This is a genomic window from Phytohabitans sp. LZ39, from assembly GCF_059359075.1.
In genome coordinates this window covers 25,553-46,150 of record NZ_JCADBM010000039.1, presented here as the reverse complement: position 1 = coordinate 46,150, position 20,598 = coordinate 25,553, and the positions used below count along the sequence as shown (strand labels likewise).

Genomic DNA, 20,598 nt, shown 5'->3' with positions numbered 1-20,598 from the left:
GATGGACGTCTCCGTTGTCGTACTGACCTGGGAGGATTTCGAGCGCACACAAGGGTGCGTGCGGTCGCTGCCCGACGGTGTCGAGGTGGTCGTCGTCGACAACGGCAGCGCCGAGGCGATCGGTGACAAGCTGCGCGCGATGTGCGCCGAGACCGGCGCGGCGTACGTGCGGTCGCCGGTGAACCTCGGCTACGCCAAGGGCATGAACCTCGGCGTGCGGCACACCACGCGCTCGGTCGTCGTCCTGTCCAACAACGACATCGTCGTACACCCCGGCGCGGTCGAGCTGCTCGCCGCCCGCGCCGCCGATCCGGCCGTCGGCGCGGCTTTTCCGGGTGTACGCGGCGCGGACGGCAGCGACCAGACCGCTGCCGGCCGCTTCCTCACCATCCCCGTCGGCCTCGCCCACGCCACCGGCCTGAGCCTGCTCCTGCGCGGGCTGCGGATCGTCGCGACACCGGAGCGGGGAGACTGGCTCTCCGGGCCGTTCGTCGCGATCAGACGGTCCACTCTGGACGACATCGGCGGCGTGGACGAGTCGTCGTTCTTCTACTCCGAAGACTTGCGGCTGTGTTGGGCCGTCCGCCGGCGTGGGCTGCGCCTGGCGTACGTGCCGGAGGCGGTCGTCACCCACGAAGACGACGCCAGCGCCAAGCGCCGCTGGAGTGGTGCGGAGATCGCCCGCCGGCAGACCCGCGAGTTCGTCCGGGCCAGCCGTGAGCTCGCCGGCTGGCGGGGCCGGATCGCCGGCGGCGCCTACGCGCTCGGCGCGCTCGTCCGGGCCGCGGCCAGCCGTGGCGAGGTGCGCCGGGCGGTCGCCCGCGGCGCTCTCGAGGGGATGCGCGCGCCATGAAGCTGATGGTCGTCTGCACCACCGGCGGCTACGGACGCCGGCAGCTCGGCGGTGCGGAGCGCTTCCTCGTCGAGATGCTGCCGGCGCTGGCGGAGCACGGCGTAGAGGTCATCGCGTGTACGCCCGACGACGAGGTCGCCGCGGGGCTGCGCGCGGCCGGAGTGTCCTGGATGGAGCTTGGCGCGAGCCGCCGCATCGACTTCGGTTACGTCGGCGAGATCCGCCGGCTCGCCAGCCGGCTGCGGCCCGACGTGGTGAGCGCCCACCTGCTCTCCGCCGCGATGCACACCCGCGCCGCGCTCCGCGGCGACCTGCGCCGCACCGGGCTGGTCGTCGCGTTGCACAACAGCCTCTGGCAGTACCGCGACGCGGCGCCGTCGGCGCGGGCGAGGGCCACGCTACAGACCAACATCATGCTCGACCTCGCGATGCGCCGGGTCCGCCCGCACACCACGGTCGCCGTCTCCGACTTCGAGGCGGAGGAGCTGCGCACCCGCGGTCGCGTCCGGGACGTGCGGGTCATCCCCAACCCGCTGCCGGCGGCCTGGCCCGCGGTGGACGACTCGGCCGGCATGCCGGCGGGGCGGATCCGGGTCGGCTTCCTCGGCCGGCTGGAGCCGGAAAAGGGCGCCGACCTGATCCCCGGGATCGCCGCCGCGCTGCCCGAGGCGGAGTTCCTCGTCGCGGGAGCCGGATCGACGCCGGTGCCGCCGCTGCCCAATGTGCGGGCGGTCGGCCGGGTCGACGCGGCCTCGTTCCTGCGCGGGCTGCACTGCCTCGTCGTGCCGTCCAGAGTGGAGTCGTTCGGGCGCAGCGCCCTCGAGGCGATGTCGCTGGGCGTCCCGGTCGTGCATTCGGGCGCCGGCGGCCTGGCCGACCTCACCCGGCACGGCGACGGTGTCCTGGCCCACCGGGCCGACCTCACGCCCGCCGGCGTGGCGACCGCGGTCGTGAAGGCCACCGAGGGCGCCGGCGCCACTGTTGTCGCCGCGCGGCGCGAGCTGGCCCGCTGGTACGCCCAGGAGTACTCCTTTGGTCAATGTGTTGAGCGGTGGCTCAGGCTCTACCGGTCGGTCGCTGATGGCACCCGGTGAGCGGCGCGACTGGTCGGCCGCACTCGCCTTCGCGGCGGGCGCCTTCCTGATCCTGCTGACCCAGGACACCGCGCTCGCCGCCACGTTCGCGTTCCTCGTGGCCGCCGTATCCGCCGCCCGCGCCCGGATGTGGGGACTCGCGCTCTGTGCCGCCGCCTGGGTCGCCGTCTTCGTCGCGGTGCTCACGCTCGACGGGCCGTACGACTCGTGGGCCGGTCCCGCCGCCATCCCGGCGCTCGCCGTCTACGCGGGCGGTTTCCTCGTCGCCTGGGCGGGCGGGCGGCGCCTCGCCGAGCGGCTTGGCGTCCCGCGTGCGGGCGAGCGACCGGCGCTCACCTGGCCGTCAGAGGGCCGGCTCCGGGTGTACCTGCTGGTGGTCTTCGCCGTCGCGGTGGTCGCCGCGTGGCTGCGGTTCCGCGGGATCACGCCGCCGCTGTTCGCCGACAACCCCGACGTCGCCCGGCAGGTGCTGCGCGAGCGGGCGAGCGTCCCGGTCGGCCTGATCTCCGAGGCCTGGACGCTCGGCATGGCCGTCTCCCTGCTGCGGGCGCTCACCTCGCGCGGCTGGCCGCTCGTGCTGTACCTGGCCGCCACCGTGGTGTTCACCGCCGGCGCCGCCCTCGGGGCGAGCAAAAACTCCGTGCTCGTCGGCCTCGTACCGGCGATCATCGCGGTGCTGTCGGTGCGCCGCGCCGGCGTGCGGCGGCCGCGGCTGCTTACCGGGCGGAGGCCGGTCGCCATCCTGCTCGCGGCCGTGGCGCTCGTCGGCGCGGTCGTGTTCCTCGGCGGGCAGCGCACGCTCGCCGGCACCGGTTCGTTCGAAGACGAGTTCCGCTCCCGGTACGGCGACAACCCGATCTCGTCGAGCGTCGGCTCGCTCGACCTGTCGCTCAGCTCGTCCACGGAGACGTTCGGCCGGCTGTGGGCGCAGCGCGACAGCATCCGGCCGGAGCACGGCGCGTACTCCGTGATGTTTCTCGGCTCCAGGGCCGAGGCGCTGGTCGGCCGTGTCGACCTCTACGGCACGACCTCACAGCTGAGCCAGCCCTACTACATGAACACGGCGACGTTCGTCGCGATCCCGCTGCTCGACTGGGGCCCGATCGGCGCGGCCGTGTTTCTGGTCGTGCTCGGGCTCGCCGTCGGGCTGGCCGAGCGGCGGCTGGAGTTCGGCGCCAGCCCGGCGCATCAGCTCGCCCGCGGCTTCATCGTGTACTTCGCGGCGTTCGGCGTCTACGAGCTGTACCCGTTCATCTACGCCACCTGGCTGGCGCTCGTCCCGGGCCTGTGGGTGCTGTACCGGCTGGGAAGGAGGACCGTGACGTGACCGAAGCGTTGACCGTCGTGACGGTCCTCTACCGGTCCGCGCCGATGCTGGCCGAGACGCTGCCGACCTGGGCGCGCAGCGCGGCGGGCCTGCCGGTGCGGTTCGTGTTCGCCGACAACTGGCCCGAGGACGGGTGCGCCAAGGTCATCGCCGACTGCCTCGACGAGGATCGGTACACGTACCTGCCCGAGCCGGCCAACCCGGGCTTCGCCGCCGGTTGTAACCGCGCGGTCGCCGCCGCCGGCACAAGCCACGTGCTCCTGCTCAACCCGGACGTGTGGCTGCGCGACGACTCGCTCACCCGGATCCGCGCGGCCATCGCGGCGGCGCCCGCCGACCCGATCGCGGTCGGGCTGGCCATGCGCGGCGGCGAGTACACGGGTATCGAGGTGCACCCGATCTCGCTGTTCAACGACCGGCCGGCCGGCACGCGGCGGCGGCCGATCGGTCCCTCGGGCGGTGGCGCGGTGTTTCCCACCGCGGTCTTCGAGGAGTTCGGCGGCTTTCACGAGCACCTCTTCGCCTGGGGCGAGGACGCCGACCTTGCCTACCGCCTCTACGCGGCGGGCCGGCGCACCCGCCCGCTCGACCTCGCGCTGCGACACGCCGGCGGGCACAGCGTCGAGGGCGACGGCAAGCTGCTCGGCTTCCGGGCGTTCCTGTTGGCGCGCAACAGGATTCTTGTCGCCGCGCGCACGTTCTCGTGGCCGCTGGCGCTGCTGGCGATCCCGTTCATCGCGCTGGCGCACTGCGCGCTGGCGGCTCGTCGGGCGCGGCAGGGCCTGCTGCGCCCGTTCCTGCGCGGCGTCGCGCGGGGTCTGTGGGAGTCCCCGGCGGCACGCCGGGAGTGGCGCGGTGAGCGTTTCGGCATCGCGTCTTTGACCGGCTATCTACGAACGGGGAGGGCCTCATGACAGGCCATTCGTGGAGCCTGGTGACCGTGACCTACAACTCCGCCGAGATGCTGCGGCGGTGCTGGAGCGGGCCCAAGCCGTACGACTGGATCGTGGTCGACAACGACTCCGAGGACGACTCGGCCGCCGTGGCGCGAGAGTTGGGCGCGCGGGTGGTGCGGCTGCCGGACAACGTCGGTTTCAGCACGGCCAACAACGCGGGGATGCGCGAGTCGGTCGCCGACTACGTCCTGTTCGCCAACCCGGACCTGGAGGTCGAGCCGGATGGGCTCGACCGGCTCCAGCTCCACCTCGACGCCCACGGCGGGCTTGTGGCGCCGCAGCTGCTCAGCACCACCGGCGAGGCGCAGCCGAACGGGCGCGGCTTTCCCTACTTCACGGCGCGGCTCGGCAACCGCAGGGTGTGGCCGTGGTCCCGCATCCACGCCGGCTACCGGGTCACGGCGGCGCCCGGTGAGGCGGTGTGGGTGCCCTGGGTGACCGGCGCCGCCCTCGCCGCCCGGCGGGAGACCTTCGCGAGCCTCGGCGGCTGGGACGAGCGGTTCTTCCTCTACTACGAAGACATCGAGCTGTGCCTGCGCGCCTGGCGCGAGGGGGAGCGGGTGGCGCTGCTCGGCGACGTCCGGTGGATCCACCACTGGGCCCGGGCCAACAACTCGCTGCGGTGGTCTCGGGCGCACGCGCAGGAGCTGCGATCGGCGCGTACGTTCTTCGCCATGTTCCCCGAGTTCGTCGCCGGCATCCCGCGGGCTCGCCGGCGGCACGCCAGGGCCGCCGCGCTGATCGGCACGCCGGTGAGCGACCCCGCGCCGTCGTCCCCGCCTCCGTCCGGTCTGCCGGGCTGACTCCAGCCCGCCAGCGGCCGGAGTCAGTCGACGGTCAGAAGAGCGCGCTGGTGCGCATCGAGCGGGAGATTTTCCGGATCACGTCGGCCTGTTTGACCGGCGCCGTCATCCGAAACACGAGCTGCCGGTCGATCGCCTCGTCGGGTGTGCTGCGCCAGTACGCCACGATCACGAGCCCGTAGCGTGGCTGGCCGTCGATCTCATTGGTCTCGGCGTACGCGGACGTGCGCGAACCCCGCTTCCACTGGAGCCCCCACGCCTCCTCGGCCTTGCGCATGGCGATCCGGCGCGCGTCGTCGCAGGGCGACGGACAATCGCGCACGACGAACTCGCCGCCGATCTCCGCGCCGCCCGGTCCGGGGCCGCAGTTGTACTTGACGAAGCCGTCGCCGCTCCCGGCGAGCTGGCAATCCCAGTCGCGCGGCACGAGAAACTTGAACCCGACCCCTTCCAGGATCAGCTCGCGGACCTTGTCTGGTGGGTCGGCGAACCTCGGCCAGTTCGCGCTCCAGTTGCCGTCTTCGGGTGGCTCGACACCCGGGCTGAGCGGGGTGGCGGTGGGCAGCGGCGCCTCGGTGGCGGTGTTGGTCTGCGTGGGCGGATTGGGCTCGCCGCCCGAGGCGCTCCAGGCGTAGACGCCGCCACCCCCGGCGATCAGCACCAGCACGGCTACGGCGATGCCGATCCACAACCCGGTGCGGGAGCGCCGTGGCGGCGGCGCCACCGGCGCGTAGGGATCGTAGGGCGCGGGGCCCTGCGGCGGGCGCGGCCCGTAGGCCGGTGCGCCGTAGGCGGGCGAGAGCGGCTGCCCGTACGCCGGCGACATCGGCGAGCCGGAGATCGGCTGCGGCGGGCCGGACGTAGGGAGCGGCCCGCCCGACGTCGGATGTGGAGCGCCGGATGTCGGGTGCGGCGCGCCGGAGGTGGGGTGCGGCGCGCCGGAGGTGGGGTGCGGCGCGCCGGAGGTCGGGTATGGGGGACCGGAGACCAATGGTGGCGGCGCGGGGGCGGCCTGCTGCGGGGGCGGGGACACCGGATGCCCGCCGCCCCACGGCGCGATCGGCGGTGGTGGTGGCGGCTCCATCCGCTGGGTGGGCTGAGTGGTCTCGGCGTCGACGTGGGCCGGCGCGGGCTGCTGAGCCGCGGCCTGGTGCACGGGCGGGGCCGGCGGCGCGGACTCGGCGGCCGGCGGTCCGGGCTGCGCCGGCGGTGCGGGCTGCGCGGGCGGTGGGGCCTGCACCGGCGGTGCGGGCTGCGCGGCCGGTCCAGGGTGCGCCAGCGGTCCAGGGTGCGCCGGCGGTGTGGGCTGCGGGGCCGGTCCAGGGTGCGCCTGCGGTCCGGGGTGCGCCGGCGGTGCGGGGTGCGCCTGCGGGAAGACCGTCGTCGGTGGTGCCTCGGTGGACGCGAGGACGTCGGGCGGCAGCGGCTGCTGCTGGGGAGGCGTGACCGGCGCAGCCACCGAGGCAGGCGGCGCCTGGGCCGCCGGAGTGGCCGGAATCACCTGCGTGGGCGGCGCCTCAGGAGTGCTCGGCGTCTCCGGCGCGGCCGGCGTCTCGTGCGTCGCCGGCTCGAACGGGGTGTAGTCCATCGGGCCGAGCCCATCCGGCGGCACCGGCTGGAAGTCCATGCCCAGCGCCAGGAAGACCCGCTCGGCACCGATGCCGTTTTCCGCCGAGTACGCCACCCAGGGCGCCCCGGACGCGAAGTCGGCGTACAGGTAGCCCGGCTCGCCGGCTTGTACCAGCGCGTTTGCCGCCTCCTGGAACGCCTCCCGCCAGCGCTGGTCGGTGGCGACGTTGGGGTCGAGCAGCGCCACCATCAGCGACCGGCCCTGTGGGTCGATGGCCGACCAGACACTGCCCACCTGACACGAGCCAACCGCCTCGATCAGGTGGTACGGATTGCCTGGCTGCATCCCCACATCCTCCCCGCAGATTCCGTATGCGGATCCTAGCGAGCGAGGGCACGTCCGCTAGTCGCAGGTCAGGTCGTACGCAGGGCGGATAGATGGTCGGCGAGGCTGGTCGCCGGGTGACCGGCCACCGTGGCGACCGCCTCGGTGACGCCGTCGAGCTCGCCGGCGGCGATCGCCGTGTAGGTGCTCACCCAAGCGTCGACCTGCCAGGCCGGTGCGCCGTACGCCGCACGCGACGCGTACGCCTCGTTGAGCGATTCGTCCTGGTAGCTGACCTGGCGGCCGGTGACCTCGGTGATAGTCGATGCCACCTCGCGCATCGTGAGGGCGGCCGGGCCGGTGAGGTCGTACCGCGCGTTCGCGTGCTTTTCCGGCTCGCGCAGCACGGCCACCGCCACGTCGGCGATGTCGTCCTGGGTGACGGCGGCCACCCGCCCCTCGCCGGCCGGTCCGCGCAGCACGCCGTCGTCGCCGACCATCAGCGGGAAGAAGTCGATGTACAGGTTGTCGCGCAGGATCGTGGCGCGCAGCCCGCTGGCGGCGATGTGCTCCTCGGTGGCCCAGTGGTCGCGGGCGAGCGTGAACGTCGCGTCCGGCGCGGCACCGAAGAACGACGTGTACACAAGGTGCGTGACGCCCGCCGCGGCCGCCGCGTCGATGAACGTGCGGTGCGTCTCCACCCGGCCCGGCTCCTCGGCGCCGGAGACCATGAAGAGCGTGGTGACGCCGTCGAGGGCGCGGCGGGCGGCCTCGCCGTCGGCGTACTCGGCGCGGACCGCCTCGGCGCCCGGCAGGCTTGGCGCGCGGTCGGGGTCGCGGACGATCAGCCGCTGCGGCACGCCAGCGGCGGCGAGCCGCTCGGCGACGCGGCGGCCTAGGCGTCCGGTCGCCCCGGTGACGGCGAGGGTCATGTCGGCATTGTCCTTCCACGATCGGCAACACGCGGCCGAAACCAACACGGGCGGCGTCAAACCTGGCACGCTGTACCCTGCCGCGAAACCCCCGTCCCAGAAACCCGCGGTTGCGTATCACCGTCATCCCACGCCGCCGGAGACCCGCTTGACCCCGCCGACCCCCGCACCAGCCACTCGCGCCGGCCCTGAGCTGCGCCGGGTGGTTACGGCATCGCTGGTGGGCACGGCCCTGGAATGGTACGACTTCTTCATCTACGGCCTTGCCGCGGCACTTGTCCTCGGTGACCTGTTCTTTCCCAACGCGTCCGATACGGTGCGGGTGCTGGCCTCGTTCGCGACGTTCGGCGTGGCGTTCATCTTCCGGCCGCTGGGCGGCTTCTTCTTCGGCCGCCTCGGCGACCGGATCGGGCGGCGCTCGACGCTCGTCATGACCACGCTGCTGATGGGCTTCGCGACCGGGATCGTGGGGCTGCTGCCCACCTACGAGAGCGCGGGCGTGCTCGCGCCCATCCTGCTCGTCGCCGCCCGCATCTGCCAGGGGCTGGGCGCCGGCGCGGAGTTCGGCGGCGCGTCCACGCTGCTGGCCGAGCACGCGCCGCGCGGCCGGCGGGCGTACTACGCCTCGTTCGTGCAGACCGGCGTGCAGGTCGGCCTGCTCACCGGCACGGTCGCGTTCCTGCTGGTGCAGATGCTCGGCGACGAGGCGGTGCGGGAGTGGGGCTGGCGGTTGCCGTTCCTGGCCAGCTTCGTGCTCATCTTCGTCTCGCTGTACGTGCGGCTGCGCGTCGCCGAGTCACCGGTCTTCCTGGCCATGGAGCGCGACCGCACGACCGTGCCGTCGCCGGTCCTGACCACGTTGCGCCGCTATCCGCGCAGCTTCCTCGTCGGCGTGGGCGCGCACGTCTGCGACACCGCGGTCGTCTACGTCTACGGCACCTTCATGATCACGTACCTGGTAAAGGAGGAGCAGCAGAGCCGGGCCGTCGCGCTGACCGGCGTGATCCTGTTCAGCCTCGTGGTGATCGCCCTCCAGCCGGTGTACGGCTCGCTCGCCGATCGCATCGGCCGCCGCCCGCTCAACCTCTTCAGCGTGGTGTTCACCGCCCTCTTCGCGGTGCCACCCTTCCTGCTGGTCGGCACCGGCCAGCCGGTGGTGATCTGGCTGGCGATGGTCACCGCGATGGCGCTCGGCTTCGCCCCGATGATCGCCGTGCAGCCCATCTTCTACGCCGAGCTCTTCGGCGCCGGCGTCCGCTACACCGGATTCGCCGCCTCCCGCGAGGTCGGCGCCGTGGTGTCCGGCTTCTCCCCGCTGTTGGCAGCGGCCCTGCTGCGGGCCGGCGGCGGCGCGCCGTGGCTGGTCGCCGGCTGGATCATCGCGACCGCGCTGATCTCGCTGGTCGCCTTCCTCTACTCCAAGGAGACCCGCGACATCGACATCACCGCGCCGACCCTCGCCCCCGCCACGCCCATCCGCGACAAGAGCTCGCCGCAAGCCGTCCTCACGACCTGAACGACTATTTGCCCCCGTCCGCGTCAGCTGCGGACCGCATGCTCCCGCGGGCACCGCTCCCGGCCGGCTCCTCGCCAGGGGCTCGTCGAAACCCCGGCCGTCCGCTGCCGGCTCCGCGCGCCAAGCCCCCCTTGTCCCAAAGAGGGCAGCCCTCTTAGGCGTGAGTCCCGGCAGGGGTCCCGTATACCCGCCCAGAGGGTGACAGGGCTGCCCTCTTGAGGGCGGGGGCCCCGCGTGACGGTCGGGACTACCGCGGACGTCGCGGTACCTCGAATCTGTTCTGGGGTTGGATTTTTGGCTTTAGGAGAGCGAGGCACGCATCGCGACGGGGGTGGAGAGGTAGTCGAGGACGCCGTCGGGTGGGCAGGGGCGGGCGAAGTGGTAGCCCTGGGCCAGCGGGCAGCCCAGCTCGCGCAGCAGCGCGGCCTGGCGGGGCGTCTCCACGCCCTCGGCCACCGTGGGCACGCCGAGGCTCGAGCCAAGGCCGAGGATCGCGCCGACGAAACGGCCGTCGCGTTCGCTGGGGGAGTCGAGCGTCGCGGTGAAGGTGTGGTCGATCTTCAGGATGTCGATCGGCAGGCGCTGGAGGTAGGCCAGCGACGAGTAACCGGTGCCGAAGTCGTCCACCGCGATCCGCACGCCGTGCTCGCGGAGGGTGGCCAGGCTGCGCTGGGACAGCTCGCCGGCTGCGCCGGCGGCCTCCACCAGGACGGTTTCGGTGATCTCGACGATCAGCGCGGCGGGCGGCAGCGAGCGGCCGGCCAGCACGTCGAGCACCTCGGCCGCGAAGGCGGGGGAGGCGAGCTGCCGGGCGGAAACGTTCACGCTAACGGCGACGTCGTGGCGCGTATGCCAGCGGCTGGCCTGGGCGGTGGCGTCGCGCAGGACCTTCGCGCCGACGTCGACGACCAGCCCGATCTCCTCCGCCACCGCGATGAACTTGCTGGGCGGCACGTCCCGGCCATCCGCCGTGCGCCACCGCAGCAGCGCCTCCATCGCCACCGGCTGTCCAGAGTGGAGGTCGACGATCGGCTGGTACAGCACGGTGAGCGCGTCGGCGGCCAACGCGGCCCGCAGGTTTGCCGCAAGCTGGGCGTGGCACAGGCGGGCCTCGCGCATCCGCGGGCTGAACTCGACCACCTGGTTTTTGCCGGCCTCCTTGGCCGCGTACAGCGCGAGGTCGGCGTCGCGCAGCGCCTCGGCGGGCTCGGTGCGCTCCCGGTCGAGGATCAGCAGGCCACCGCTGGCGGCCAGGCAGACCTGGCGCTCGGCCAGCGGGTACACCTCGCGGACCGCCTCGATGACGCAGCTGGCGACCTGCCGGCAGCGGTCGGCCCCGGTGTCGGTGAGCAGCACCGCGAACTCGTCACCGCCCAGCCGGGACACCGTGTCGGCGCCCGACGCGGCGACCCGCAGCCGCTCCGCGACCCGGACGAGAAGCTCGTCGCCGGCCGGGTGGCCGAGCGTGTCGTTGACGTCCTTGAAGCCGTCGAGGTCGATCAGCAGCAGCCCGCCCGGGCCCCGGCCGGCGTCGACCAGCACCCGCTCCAGCCGCTCGGCCAGCAGAGCGCGGTTGGCCAACCCGGTCAGCGGGTCGTGCAGCGCGCGGTGGGCCAGCTCCTTTTGCAGGGCCTCCTGCTCGCCGAGCGCCTGCTGTAGCGCGGTCGCCTGCACCATCAGGGCGGCGGACTGCACGTTCATCGCGCCGGCGCGGCGCACCGCCAGCCGGGCGAAGTTGCCCAGCCGCACGACAAGCAGCACCAGCAGCCCGCAGGTGAGCGCGGCCGCCCCGACGAGCGCGGGCACCGCCTCGGACGGGACGAGGTTGGAGGTGAGCAGACCGACCACGGGCACGACGGGCGCGAGCAGCGCCACCACGACGAAGGTGACGAACCTGGCGCGGGGCAGCACATCCTCCGCGCCGCCCTCGGGCCGGCGGTATCCCCGGCCGTACGACGGGTGCAGCGCGGCCGCGGCGACCAGCACGCCGCAGAGCTGCCAGGCCGTGAAGACGAGGCCGCCGGGCTGGAAGCCGGCCAGCCCGTGCGTGCCGACCCGCACGATCGACGCGAGGTCGGCGGCGAGCACCACGCCGGCCCCACCGGCGAGCAGCAGCATGGTCGGCGTGCGCGAGGTGGGGTTGGAGACGATGCGCAAGGAGAGCGCGAGCAGCAGCAGGTCGAGCGCGCCGAAGCAGACGACCACCCCGGTGTACTCGGCGCCCGGCGGCTGCGCGCCGAGCCAGGGCTCGATGAGAAACGCCCACGCGACGATCGCGAGGCCGGCGGCGACGATCGCGGCGTCGAGGAAGTTTTGGTCGGTGGGCTGCGCCCGGCGCACGCCGAGCAGCAGGATCAGGCCGAGCACGAAGAGCGCGGAGCGGGCCGCGAGCGCGATCGGCCACGCGGCGTCGTCGCTCGGCACGACGTGCAGCGCGGCGCTCGCCAGCCCGAGGCCGCAGCTGGCCAGCAGCACCCACCAACCCGAGCGGTGCAGCGCCTCGCGGCTCGTCAGCGCGTACGTCGCGACGCCCACCGTGACAAGCTGCGTGACGATCCAGGTCGGCGCGGCGACGGCCTGCGGCAGGGGCCAGGCCACGAGGACCAGGGTCAGCCCACCGGCCAGAACGATCTGCCACGGGCGGCGCGGCGCACCGATCACGGAACCCCCTGCGTGCCGCCCGACGGGTAGGCGGCGCCGTGAGTGTACTGCGCCCTTGCGCGCCGTACCTACGGACTAATCGGTATTTTCCGCCTCCTGGCGGCGCGGGTCCTCAGCCATTTACGATCCTCACAAAGGTCCCCTGGACGAGGTTTCCACCATGTCGATAGCCCCGGCGACACCCGCGATCGGGATGGCGCAGGAGCAGATCCACCGGCACAACGTCGGCACTCTGCTGCGCCACGTGCATCTGGGCGGATCCGTGTCGCGTGCCGTGCTCGCCGAGCGCATGGGGCTCAACCGGAGCACCATCATGGCGCTCACCGCGGAGCTGAGCGCGGCCGGCCTCGTGTGCGAGGAGCGGCCAGCGGGGCGTGGCCGCGCCGGCCGGCCCTCCCTCGTGGTGCGGGTGCGGCCCAACTGGGCGTACGTGCTGGCCTTCGACGTCGCCGTCGACCGGCTCGTCGCGGCCCGGGTCGGGCTGGGTGGCGCGGTGCTCGACCGGCGCGAGGCGGTGCGCCAACGCGCCGGCGCCGACCTCGACCACGTGGTGGAGGTGCTCGCGCGGTTCGGGCGCCAGCTGCACGAGGCGGCACCGCCGGATTCGGTGTGCGTGGGGCTCGGCGCGTCGTACTGCGGGATGATCCGGCCCGGCGACGGCATGGTGCGCTTCGGGCCGGACATGGGCTGGGTCGACCAGGCGTTCGGCGCCGAGCTGAGCCGCCGGTTGGGGCTCGGCATCCCGGTGCCGGTGGGCAACGAGGCACACCTCGGCGCGCAGGCCGAGCAGCTGCGGGGCGCCGGCGTCGGCCTGGAAAACCTGCTCTACCTGCACGGTGACGTCGGCGTGGGCGGCGGCATCATCGTCGGCGGCAAGCTGCTCGACGGCGACGGCGGGTACGGCTGCGAGCTCGGGCACATGGTGGTCAACCCGTACGACGGGCGGCCCTGCGGGTGCGGCTCGCACGGCTGCCTCGAAGCAGAGGTGGGCGAGCGGGCGCTGCTCGACGCCGCCGGCCGCCCGGCCGACCTCTGGGGCCGCGACGCGCTCCGGGCGGTGGTCGACGACGCCGACCGCGGCGACGAGCTGGCCCGCGAGGCGCTGCGCCGCGTCGGCGACTGGCTCGGCATCGGCGTGGCCAACCTGATCAACCTCTTCAATCCCGGCATGGTGATTTTCGGCGGCATGCTCCGCGACGTGTACCCCGGTGCCGCACCCCAGGTGCGCCACCGCATCGCCACCAACGTGCTGCCAGTCGCCCGCGAACGGGTGCGGCTGCGCACCTCCGGGCTGGGCGACGACTCCACTTTGGTCGGTGCCGCGGAGCTCGGCTTCGCCGCTCTGATGGCCGACCCGCTCGGCGTGCTCGCCCGCGCCTAGTCCTCGGGGCCGGGCTCGGGGGGCGGGGGCGTGGCGTCGGGGCGCCGGCGGCGGCGCTCCCGGAGCCACACCAGGATGCCGGAGGCGCCGAGCACGACCGCGAGCCCGATTTTGAAGCCGCCCTTGCCCAGCAGGAGATAGCCGCCGACTTGGCTCAGCAGGCTCAGCCACCAGCGCACATCGCCAAACCTGAGATCGTCGCTGGCCAGCACCCAGCCGCGCAGCCAGAAACCCACCGCCACGAGCGTCACGGCGGTGAGGCCCGCGATCACCGCCGCTGCCGCCAGAACCCCGGTGCCCCGCACGCTTCGATCGGCCATGCGATCGACGGTACGAACGGCCGAGGCGCGAATCGTCATACCGGACAAGGAGATCGTCCTGTATCGCTGGGTAGAGTCCGGGTATTCCCTGTGACCGGGGCACACCGGTCGACGGCGACAGCGGGAGGTAGCGATGGTTGTCCACCCCGAGCGTGTGGCATGGGACGGCGCCTCGGCCATCGTCGCCGCCTTGGACTCCGAGGCCCTCTACCCCTGGCTGCACCGCGAGGTGGCCGGGCTGCTCGGCACGGCGGCCGGAGACGCACTGCACGACTCCTTCCGGCTGCTGCACGGCCCGCAGGCCGACCGGCCGTTCGTGGAGGCGGCGAAATGGCGGGCCCGGCTCGACGAGGCGGTGCGCGCCCAGCCACGGGTGGCCGGCCACATCGGCGTGCTCGTCACCGAGGTGCGCGCCCGCATCGCACCGATCGGCCTCCGCTAGAGACCTTTCGCGGTCAGGGTGCGCGCTGCGACCTGGGGGGAGCGTGACCAGCGGCGGACGGGTGAGGCCGCGGGAGCAACGGCATGGACCACGACGGACGTCGCGGTAGCTCAGGTCCCGTGTCGTCGGGTGGACGGCGAGAGCGTGAAGCGGGATCGGCCGCGGCGGGTTGTCAGGGTGGACCGTGCGGTGCCGCGCCCCGCGGCCGCACCAGGCCGATGTCGTACGCCAGGATCGTGGCCTGCACGCGGTCGCGCACGCTCAGCTTGGTGAGTAGGGCGTTGACGTGGGTCTTGACCGTGCCGGTCGCGACGCCGAGCTGTGCGCCGATCTCCGCATTGGACAGTCCACTCGCGACAAGCGTGAGCACCTCGCGTTCGCGTGGCGTGAGGCCGGGCGGTGGCACGGCGTCGGCCGGTGGTGCGACGGTGCCGCCGGCGAAGGCGGCGATCAGGCGACGGGTGACGGCCGGCGCGAGCATGCCGTCGCCAGCCGCGACCACGCGGATGGCGGCGAGCAGGTCGTCGGGGTTGGCGTCCTTGAGCAGGAAGCCGGAGGCGCCGGCGCGCAGCGCCTCGAAGACGTAGGCGTCCAGGTCGAACGTGGTCAGCACCAGCACCCGCGGCGGATCCGGCGCACCGGTGAGCAGGCGGGTGGCGGTCAGCCCGTCCATCCCCGGCATGCGGATGTCCATCACCACCACGTCCGGCCGCAGGCTGCCGGCGAGCTCCACCGCGGCCGCGCCGTCGGCGGCCATGCCCACCACCGACAGGTCGGGCTCGGCGTCGAGGATCGCGGCGAACCCGGCGCGCACGACCGGCTGGTCGTCGACGACGAGCACGCGGGTCAGGACTGGGACGGCAGCCATACGTCCATCGTCCCCGTCTGGTCCACCGTCATCCGTCCCCCGATCGCCGCGACCCGGGCGCGCAGGCCGGCCGCGACCGGTCCGGCGGTCGCCGAGGGTACGCCGGTCACCGTGATCCGCAGATCGGCCGGGCCGTAGCCGAGGGTCACCTTCGCCGGGCCGGCGTCGCCCGCGCCGAGGGCCGTCTCCACCACGCGGTACGCGGAGACGTCCACCGCCGGCGGCAGCACCGGAGCGGGCGCGGGCGAGTGCAGCTCGACCCGCCGCCCGGCCGCGCGCAGGTCGCGGCAGAGCGCGTCGATCGCGGACGCGGTCGGCTGCGGTGCCCGCTCGGGGTCCACCCGCAGGTCGCCGAGAAGGTCGCGCATGGCGGCCAGCGCGGCCCGCGCCGACTCCAGCACCGCGTCGAGCCGGCCGCTCTCCGCCGCCTCGGTGACCCGCGTGGCGTGCCGCAGCACCGCGGCGCGCAGCCCGGCGGCGATGCGCAGCCGCTCGGCGTACGCGAGCTCGACCGCACCCGCCGTGGAGGCCGCCACCGCCCGCCGCTCCCGGGAGACCACTCCCTCGCGGCGCAACCGGGCCAGGAACCCGGCCGTCCACACCGGAGTGACGAGCAGCAGGTACGGCACGGCGGTCGGGATGAGCAGGATGGGCATCGTCGCCGGCTCTAGCGGCCGTCCCAGCAGCGACCCGTCGAGCGCCAGCGTGAGCAGGGTGACGGCGCCCTGCACGCCGGCGGCGAGCGGACCGGACAGCCAGGTGAGGTGGCGAGGGCGGCCGTAGGCGGCGACCGCGTACACGGCGACGAGGTCGGCGCCGATGCCCGCGAAGAGCGCGGCGAGCGCCGTCTCCGGCAGCAGCTCGAGCCCGGCGACGACTGGCCAGAGGGCGGTGGTCGCCAGCACCGCGCCGAGCACCCGCCAGGGCGCCCGGCGGCGCCACAGCAACGGGAGCGCGTGCGCCGCCATCAGCATCGTCGCGAGCGCCGCGGCGGACACGCCGACCCGGGGCATCGTGGGGTCGGGGACGAGCAGCAGTGCCACCGGCAGCACCGCCGCGGCCAGCGCGATCGCCATGTCGGCCAGGCGCGGCCCCCGCATCCGGCGCAGCGAACGATCCATCGTGGATGCCGGCGAGTCGGGCAGGACCGCCCGCACCTGCCACCCGCCGCCCGGCGCCGGGCCGGCCTCGAGTGTGCCGCCGGTGGACGCCGCGCGCTCCCGCATGCCCTCGATGCCCCGCCCGGACCCGAGTCCGCCCGCGGCGGCCGGTCCGGCGCCCGCGCCGTTGGCCACCATCACCTCGACCCCGCCGTCGCGCCGGCACAGCGCGATCTCGACGGCGCCGCCGGGCGCGTGGCGCAGCGCGTTGGTGAGTGCCTCACGCACGATGCCGTACGCCGCCTCGCCCACCGGCCCGGTCAGCGGGTCGGCGCTCACCCGGGTGTCGATCGGCTGGCCGAGCGCCGCGAAGCCGGCCGCCAGCTCCTCGATCCGGTGCCCGATGCCGACTTCGGCGTCCAGCTCGACCCCGCGCATCACCGCGACCAGACGGTGCAGCGCCGACTGGGTCTCCCGCCCGGTGCGGGCGGCGAACTCCAGTGCCTCGGCCGCGAGCTCGGGCCGCCGCTCGGCGAGGCGCTGCGCGGCGGTGGCGGTGACCACGATGGACGTCAGGTGGTGTGCGCTCACGTCGTGCAACTCGCGGGCCAGACGCTGGCGCTCCTGCACGGATGCCTGCCGCCGGTCTGCCTCGGCCAGCGCCAGGCGGTCGGCGGCGTCACGGCGGGCCGCCAGCCACCGCCGCCGGCTCCGCCCCAGACCGGCCGCGAGCAGGTAGACGACGATGCCGATCACGACGTTGCCGGTGTACTCACGGAAGTCTCGGTAGAGAACGAGGCCGATGGTCGCCTGCCAGGCCATCAGCGCGACCGTGACCGCGAAGGTGACCCGGGCCGGGCGGCGCGCACCGACCGAGTACAGCGCGATGGCGTCGGCGAACAGCAGCACCACGAGCGAGTCGCGTGGAGTGGCGAGGAGACCCAGCGTCAACGCTGGCATGATCACGAACAGCGCGCCGACCGGTGACCGCCGGCGCCATTCGAGCGCACCGCAGGCAAGTGCGGTGGCGGCCAGCGCGGCGGCGACCTCGACCCGGTCGACGGGGCGGTCGAGCAGCAGCGGGAGGCCCGGCCACAGCGCCGCCTGGCCGGCGGCCAGCAGCGCGGGCAGCAGCCAGCTTCGCAGTACCCCCATGACGGTTTGACGATAGGGCGCGGACCCCGGTCCGGGCATCCGACCGAGGGTGTAGGACGCCTATACCTCTGGAGGTAGTCAAGTCTTCCTGGCCGCCGCTGTTAACGCTGCGCAATGTGGACAGGACCCGCGTGTATCGGCTCGACCGAGTGACTGTGCGTGCTTAGGTTCGCACCGGATGTATTTCCCTGGGTGCCGGTCGGGTTGCCAGCCCGCGACCCGACCGGCACTGACATGGCTCGAGTGGGGGAGTCGGTCATGATCGATGAGGTCGAGGTGCGGCGGGACCTGAGCCGCGCCGCGCACGCGTTGGACCAGGCGGTGGCGTTCCTGGCCAGCTATGACGCGGCGCACGCGACCCAGCTGGGCATGGCACCCGGCTGGGAGTCGCCGCTCGCGCTGACGCTGCGCGACGGTCGCCAGGCCGTCGACCGCGTAGCGGCGTACGTACGGGCGCTCGCCGGCGAACAGGCGGCGGGCGAGTCTCTCAACGGCGTATCGGTGCGTCACATGGCGCTGCTGCGGCACGGCGACCCGGGAGAGTAGACCCCGGCCCCGCCCGGACCGTGGCATGGCCGGTGCCCGGCCCGGGCGGGCGTGGTGGTGCCCGGGCCGGGCGCGCCGGTTAGGGAGCCGCGCGGTGGTGCAGTGTGTCGGCCGGCGGCCGGCCGTACTCGGCGCGGTAGGCGGCCGCGAAGCGGCCCAGGTGCGCGAAGCCCCACCGGTGCGCCACGCTGGCCACGGTCTCCTCGCCGGGCTCGGCGGCGCGCAGGTCGGCGTGGGCTCGCGCCAGCCGTAGCCGGCGCAGGTAGGCCATCGGCGACAGGCCGACGTGCTGCCGAAAGCCCTCCTGGAGGGTGCGCACGCTCGTGCCCGCCGCCGCCGCGAGGGAGGTGGCGGTGAAGGCGCGGTCCGGCTCGGCCTCCATCGCGTCGATGGCCCGCTTGACCGCCCGCGGCCGGCTGGCGCGCTCCCGCTGGTCGCGGTCTTCGCGGAGCCGGTCGGCGGTGGCCGTCAGCAGCCCGCTCAACACGGCCTGCCACAGCCGCCCGGCCAGGAGTGGCTGGTAAATCAGGCCCTCGGGGTCGTCCATCTCGGCGCGCATGAGCGCGAGCAGCCGGGCGAGGCTGCGGCCGGCTCCGGTGCTCAGGTCGGCCTCGGCGGTGAGTGGTGCGAGGGGGGCCTGGACCGCGTCGGTATGCCGCGCCGGGAGCGCCATCGCCGGCGGGACCACGGGGCCGAAGCGGACGACGGCAAGGCGAGGCTCCGCGACCGCCTCATGTTGCTCGACGGCAAATGCGCAACCAGTGATCTCCCGCATACCGGGAGTATTTTCCTGCCTCAAGTTTCCGGTCAACAGAAACTTGCAACTTTCATCAGTGGCAGTACCTTATCGCGGCGGTTGCATGCGCACGCGGTGTGATCAGGCTGGCGCGCGGGGTTTACCGGCGGTATGGCGTCTCTCACGGACACACGCGAGCGGCGAAGCGGCCATCGCGGCCCTACGCTGCGGCGATCAACTCAATTCACCCCTGCCGACCGGCGATTCAAGTGGCGCGCACCGGTACCCTGGTGGGTAGTTTGCGTGCGTGGGGCTGTGGGCAAGAATGGTGCTAGCTGTCCGGGTTTGGGTGCCTTTGTCTCGGGAGACCGAGGCTTTGCCGCCACCGGGGGCTGGCGGCCGACCCGGCGGAGGAATACGCTCGGTCGCGGCCCGCGTACTGACGAGGCGCCTGGGTTCCGGGCGGGTGGAGGTGTTCGCGTGAGCCTGTCGATCGTGACGTCGGTTTCCGCCGACGGTGTTGTGGAGATTGCTCCGCGCGGAGAGATCGATGTCGACACGGCGCACGAGGTGCGTGAAGCGGTTGCGGGGGTGCTGGCCAAGAGCCGCCCCAACCGCATCGAGCTCAACATGAGACTGGTCACCTTTATCGACTCGGTAGGCATCAGCGCGATGGTCGCCGGGTTCCAGACCGCCGAGGTGAGCGGGGTCAAGCTGCTGGTGACCGAGCCGAGCCGGTTCGTGCACCGCCAGCTCTGGGTCACCGGGCTGCTCGGCCTCTTCGGTGCGCCCGAGCCCTACTTCGCGGGTGCGGCGCCGGCGCCAGAGGTGCCGTCGACCGGCGTCTGACAGGGGTCTTCTCCATCGGCGCGTAGTGGGCCAATCGCGCTCTGTGCGAGACGTTCATCGATGTCGTGTCGCTTGCAACTGACCCTTGTAACTCGCCCCGCATGTGCGGAATAGTCCGTTGGCGTGACGCTGCTGCGGATGGGCACCGCCATCGTCGGGCGGTACATCGTCTTGCGGCCGATCGGGCGCGGGGGCGTGTCGGTCGTATACGAGGCAGTGGACGTGGTGTCGCCGCGCCCACTCGCCGTCAAGGTGCTGTCTCCGGCGCTGGCCGAAGACGTCCGCGCGCAAGACAACGTCCGGCGTGAGGCCCTGATCACGCAGCGGCTGCGGCATCCGAGCGTGCCGCGGATCTACGACTTCGGCGACATGCGGTTGCCCGATGGTGGTTCCGCGCCGTACATGGTGATGGAGCTTCTCAACGGCGTATCGCTGGCCGACCGGCTCGCCGGCGGCCCCCTGCCCTGGGCGGAGGCCGTGCGCGTCGCGGCCACCGTCGCCGACGTGCTGGCGGTGACGCATCGCCGCGGCTTCGTGCACCGCGATCTCACCGTCGAAAACGTCATGCTGACCCGCGACGGTGTGAAGATCATCGACTTCGGCCTCGCGACCACAGTGGACCGCCCGCGAAACGACCGCCCGCGGGTCACCCGTACCACCGTCCCCCGCCGGCCCGTCGTGCCCGCCCACCCGGTCAACAGCGCGGCCCAGCCGGCCGACGACGTCTACGCGCTGGGCGTGCTCATCTACCAGATGGTGACCGGCCGCTCGCCCTACCCCGGAAAGCTCGAGTCGCCGCACGTCCGCCGCCTGGCGCCGACGCCCGTGCTCGCGGTGGCCGGGCTGCCCCGCGAGATCGCCGACATGTGCCGCTCGTGCATGAGCAAGCGCCCGACTGACCGGCCGAGCAGCCGCGACGCGGCGTTCGCGCTGTGGGGCATGCTCCCCACCCCGTCGCCAAACTAGAAGACGTCGTTGCGGCGCGCCCGACGCGAATCTCTCTAGCGACCTTCGGGGTCGGGGCGGTCTAGCTCTGAGTTCCTGTTAGGACGGAGATTGGGCTACCGCGATGTCCGTCGTGGTCCGGACCGCTGCTCCCGCGGCCTCGCCCGTCGCGGTTGGTCGCGGTCACCCCCTGCGGGGTGTCTGTTGCTGGGCGGGTGGC

18 protein-coding genes are annotated in these 20,598 nt (G+C 73.4%); 11 read left to right on the top strand and 7 right to left on the bottom strand.

Annotated features, from left to right (window positions below):
* The first annotated feature begins 1 nt into the window (after position 1).
* Genes AC5L36_RS43380 through AC5L36_RS43360 form a run of 5 tightly spaced genes read left to right on the top strand, consistent with a single transcriptional unit; the run spans position 2 to position 5,033 of the window.
* Positions 2–853, top strand: coding sequence for a glycosyltransferase family 2 protein (locus tag AC5L36_RS43380; protein ID WP_441224555.1), 852 nt, complete (start codon positions 2–4; stop codon positions 851–853).
* A complete protein-coding gene (locus AC5L36_RS43375) occupies positions 850–1,947 on the top strand; it encodes a glycosyltransferase family 4 protein (RefSeq protein ID WP_441224554.1) in 1,098 nt (365 codons plus the stop codon). The genes AC5L36_RS43380 and AC5L36_RS43375 overlap by 4 nt, the downstream gene beginning before the upstream one ends.
* Positions 1,934–3,274, top strand: a complete 1,341-nt coding sequence (locus tag AC5L36_RS43370) for a hypothetical protein (protein ID WP_441224552.1) — start codon at positions 1,934–1,936, stop codon at positions 3,272–3,274. The genes AC5L36_RS43375 and AC5L36_RS43370 overlap by 14 nt, the downstream gene beginning before the upstream one ends.
* Positions 3,271–4,188 (top strand): glycosyltransferase family 2 protein, encoded by a 918-nt coding sequence (locus tag AC5L36_RS43365; protein ID WP_441224551.1) that lies wholly within the window; start codon positions 3,271–3,273, stop codon positions 4,186–4,188. The genes AC5L36_RS43370 and AC5L36_RS43365 overlap by 4 nt, the downstream gene beginning before the upstream one ends.
* Positions 4,185–5,033 carry a glycosyltransferase family 2 protein gene (locus AC5L36_RS43360; protein ID WP_441224549.1) on the top strand — a complete coding sequence of 283 codons (849 nt, stop codon included), beginning with the start codon at positions 4,185–4,187 and terminating at the stop codon, positions 5,031–5,033. Before AC5L36_RS43365 ends, AC5L36_RS43360 begins: the two co-directional genes overlap by 4 nt.
* Positions 5,034–5,067: 34 nt before the next feature.
* Here the strand turns inward: AC5L36_RS43360 and AC5L36_RS43355 are convergent, their stop codons facing one another.
* Entirely contained in the window at positions 5,068–6,948 is a 1,881-nt protein-coding gene (locus tag AC5L36_RS43355) for a hypothetical protein (RefSeq protein WP_441224547.1), read from the bottom strand.
* 68 nt (positions 6,949–7,016) lie between these two features.
* On the bottom strand, positions 7,017–7,859 hold the full coding sequence (locus AC5L36_RS43350; RefSeq protein WP_441224546.1) for an SDR family oxidoreductase: 843 nt from the start codon (positions 7,857–7,859) through the stop codon (positions 7,017–7,019).
* A gap of 202 nt (positions 7,860–8,061) precedes the next feature.
* Between AC5L36_RS43350 and AC5L36_RS43345 the strand changes: the two genes are divergently transcribed.
* A complete protein-coding gene (locus AC5L36_RS43345) occupies positions 8,062–9,375 on the top strand; it encodes an MFS transporter (RefSeq protein ID WP_441224544.1) in 1,314 nt (437 codons plus the stop codon).
* A 300-nt stretch (positions 9,376–9,675) separates the two neighbouring features.
* On the opposite strand, the gene AC5L36_RS43340 is transcribed toward AC5L36_RS43345, so the two are convergent.
* Positions 9,676–12,036 carry a putative bifunctional diguanylate cyclase/phosphodiesterase gene (locus AC5L36_RS43340; RefSeq protein ID WP_441224542.1) on the bottom strand — a complete coding sequence of 787 codons (2,361 nt, stop codon included), beginning with the start codon at positions 12,034–12,036 and terminating at the stop codon, positions 9,676–9,678.
* Positions 12,037–12,196: 160 nt separating this feature from the next.
* Here AC5L36_RS43340 and AC5L36_RS43335 point away from each other — a divergent pair, with 160 nt between their 5' ends.
* A complete protein-coding gene (locus AC5L36_RS43335; protein ID WP_441224540.1) occupies positions 12,197–13,417 on the top strand; it encodes an ROK family transcriptional regulator in 1,221 nt (406 codons plus the stop codon).
* Here AC5L36_RS43335 and AC5L36_RS43330 read toward each other — a convergent pair.
* Positions 13,414–13,737 carry a hypothetical protein gene (locus tag AC5L36_RS43330; RefSeq protein ID WP_441224538.1) on the bottom strand — a complete coding sequence of 108 codons (324 nt, stop codon included), beginning with the start codon at positions 13,735–13,737 and terminating at the stop codon, positions 13,414–13,416. The two genes, AC5L36_RS43335 and AC5L36_RS43330, sit on opposite strands and share 4 nt — an antisense overlap.
* Positions 13,738–13,870: 133 nt before the next feature.
* Here AC5L36_RS43330 and AC5L36_RS43325 point away from each other — a divergent pair, with 133 nt between their 5' ends.
* Positions 13,871–14,179 (top strand): hypothetical protein, encoded by a 309-nt coding sequence (locus tag AC5L36_RS43325; protein ID WP_441224537.1) that lies wholly within the window; start codon positions 13,871–13,873, stop codon positions 14,177–14,179.
* A 172-nt stretch (positions 14,180–14,351) separates the two neighbouring features.
* On the opposite strand, the gene AC5L36_RS43320 is transcribed toward AC5L36_RS43325, so the two are convergent.
* Complete coding sequence (locus tag AC5L36_RS43320; RefSeq protein ID WP_441224535.1) at positions 14,352–15,047, bottom strand: response regulator; 696 nt, start codon at positions 15,045–15,047, stop codon at positions 14,352–14,354.
* Positions 15,026–17,302: a sensor histidine kinase gene (locus AC5L36_RS43315; RefSeq protein ID WP_441224534.1), complete on the bottom strand. Its 2,277-nt coding sequence runs from the start codon at positions 17,300–17,302 to the stop codon at positions 15,026–15,028. The genes AC5L36_RS43320 and AC5L36_RS43315 overlap by 22 nt, the downstream gene beginning before the upstream one ends.
* A 258-nt stretch (positions 17,303–17,560) precedes the next feature.
* Here AC5L36_RS43315 and AC5L36_RS43310 point away from each other — a divergent pair, with 258 nt between their 5' ends.
* On the top strand, positions 17,561–17,848 hold the full coding sequence (locus AC5L36_RS43310) for a hypothetical protein (RefSeq protein ID WP_441224533.1): 288 nt from the start codon (positions 17,561–17,563) through the stop codon (positions 17,846–17,848).
* 79 nt (positions 17,849–17,927) lie between these two features.
* On the opposite strand, the gene AC5L36_RS43305 is transcribed toward AC5L36_RS43310, so the two are convergent.
* Complete coding sequence (locus AC5L36_RS43305; protein ID WP_441224532.1) at positions 17,928–18,623, bottom strand: helix-turn-helix transcriptional regulator; 696 nt, start codon at positions 18,621–18,623, stop codon at positions 17,928–17,930.
* 441 nt (positions 18,624–19,064) lie between these two features.
* Between AC5L36_RS43305 and AC5L36_RS43300 the strand changes: the two genes are divergently transcribed.
* Complete coding sequence (locus AC5L36_RS43300) at positions 19,065–19,433, top strand: STAS domain-containing protein (protein WP_441224530.1); 369 nt, start codon at positions 19,065–19,067, stop codon at positions 19,431–19,433.
* Between the two features lie 123 nt (positions 19,434–19,556).
* The gene (locus AC5L36_RS43295) at positions 19,557–20,399 is read left to right on the top strand and encodes a serine/threonine-protein kinase (RefSeq protein ID WP_441224529.1); all 843 of its coding nucleotides are present in this window, start codon (positions 19,557–19,559) and stop codon (positions 20,397–20,399) included.
* Positions 20,400–20,598 lie beyond the last annotated feature (199 nt).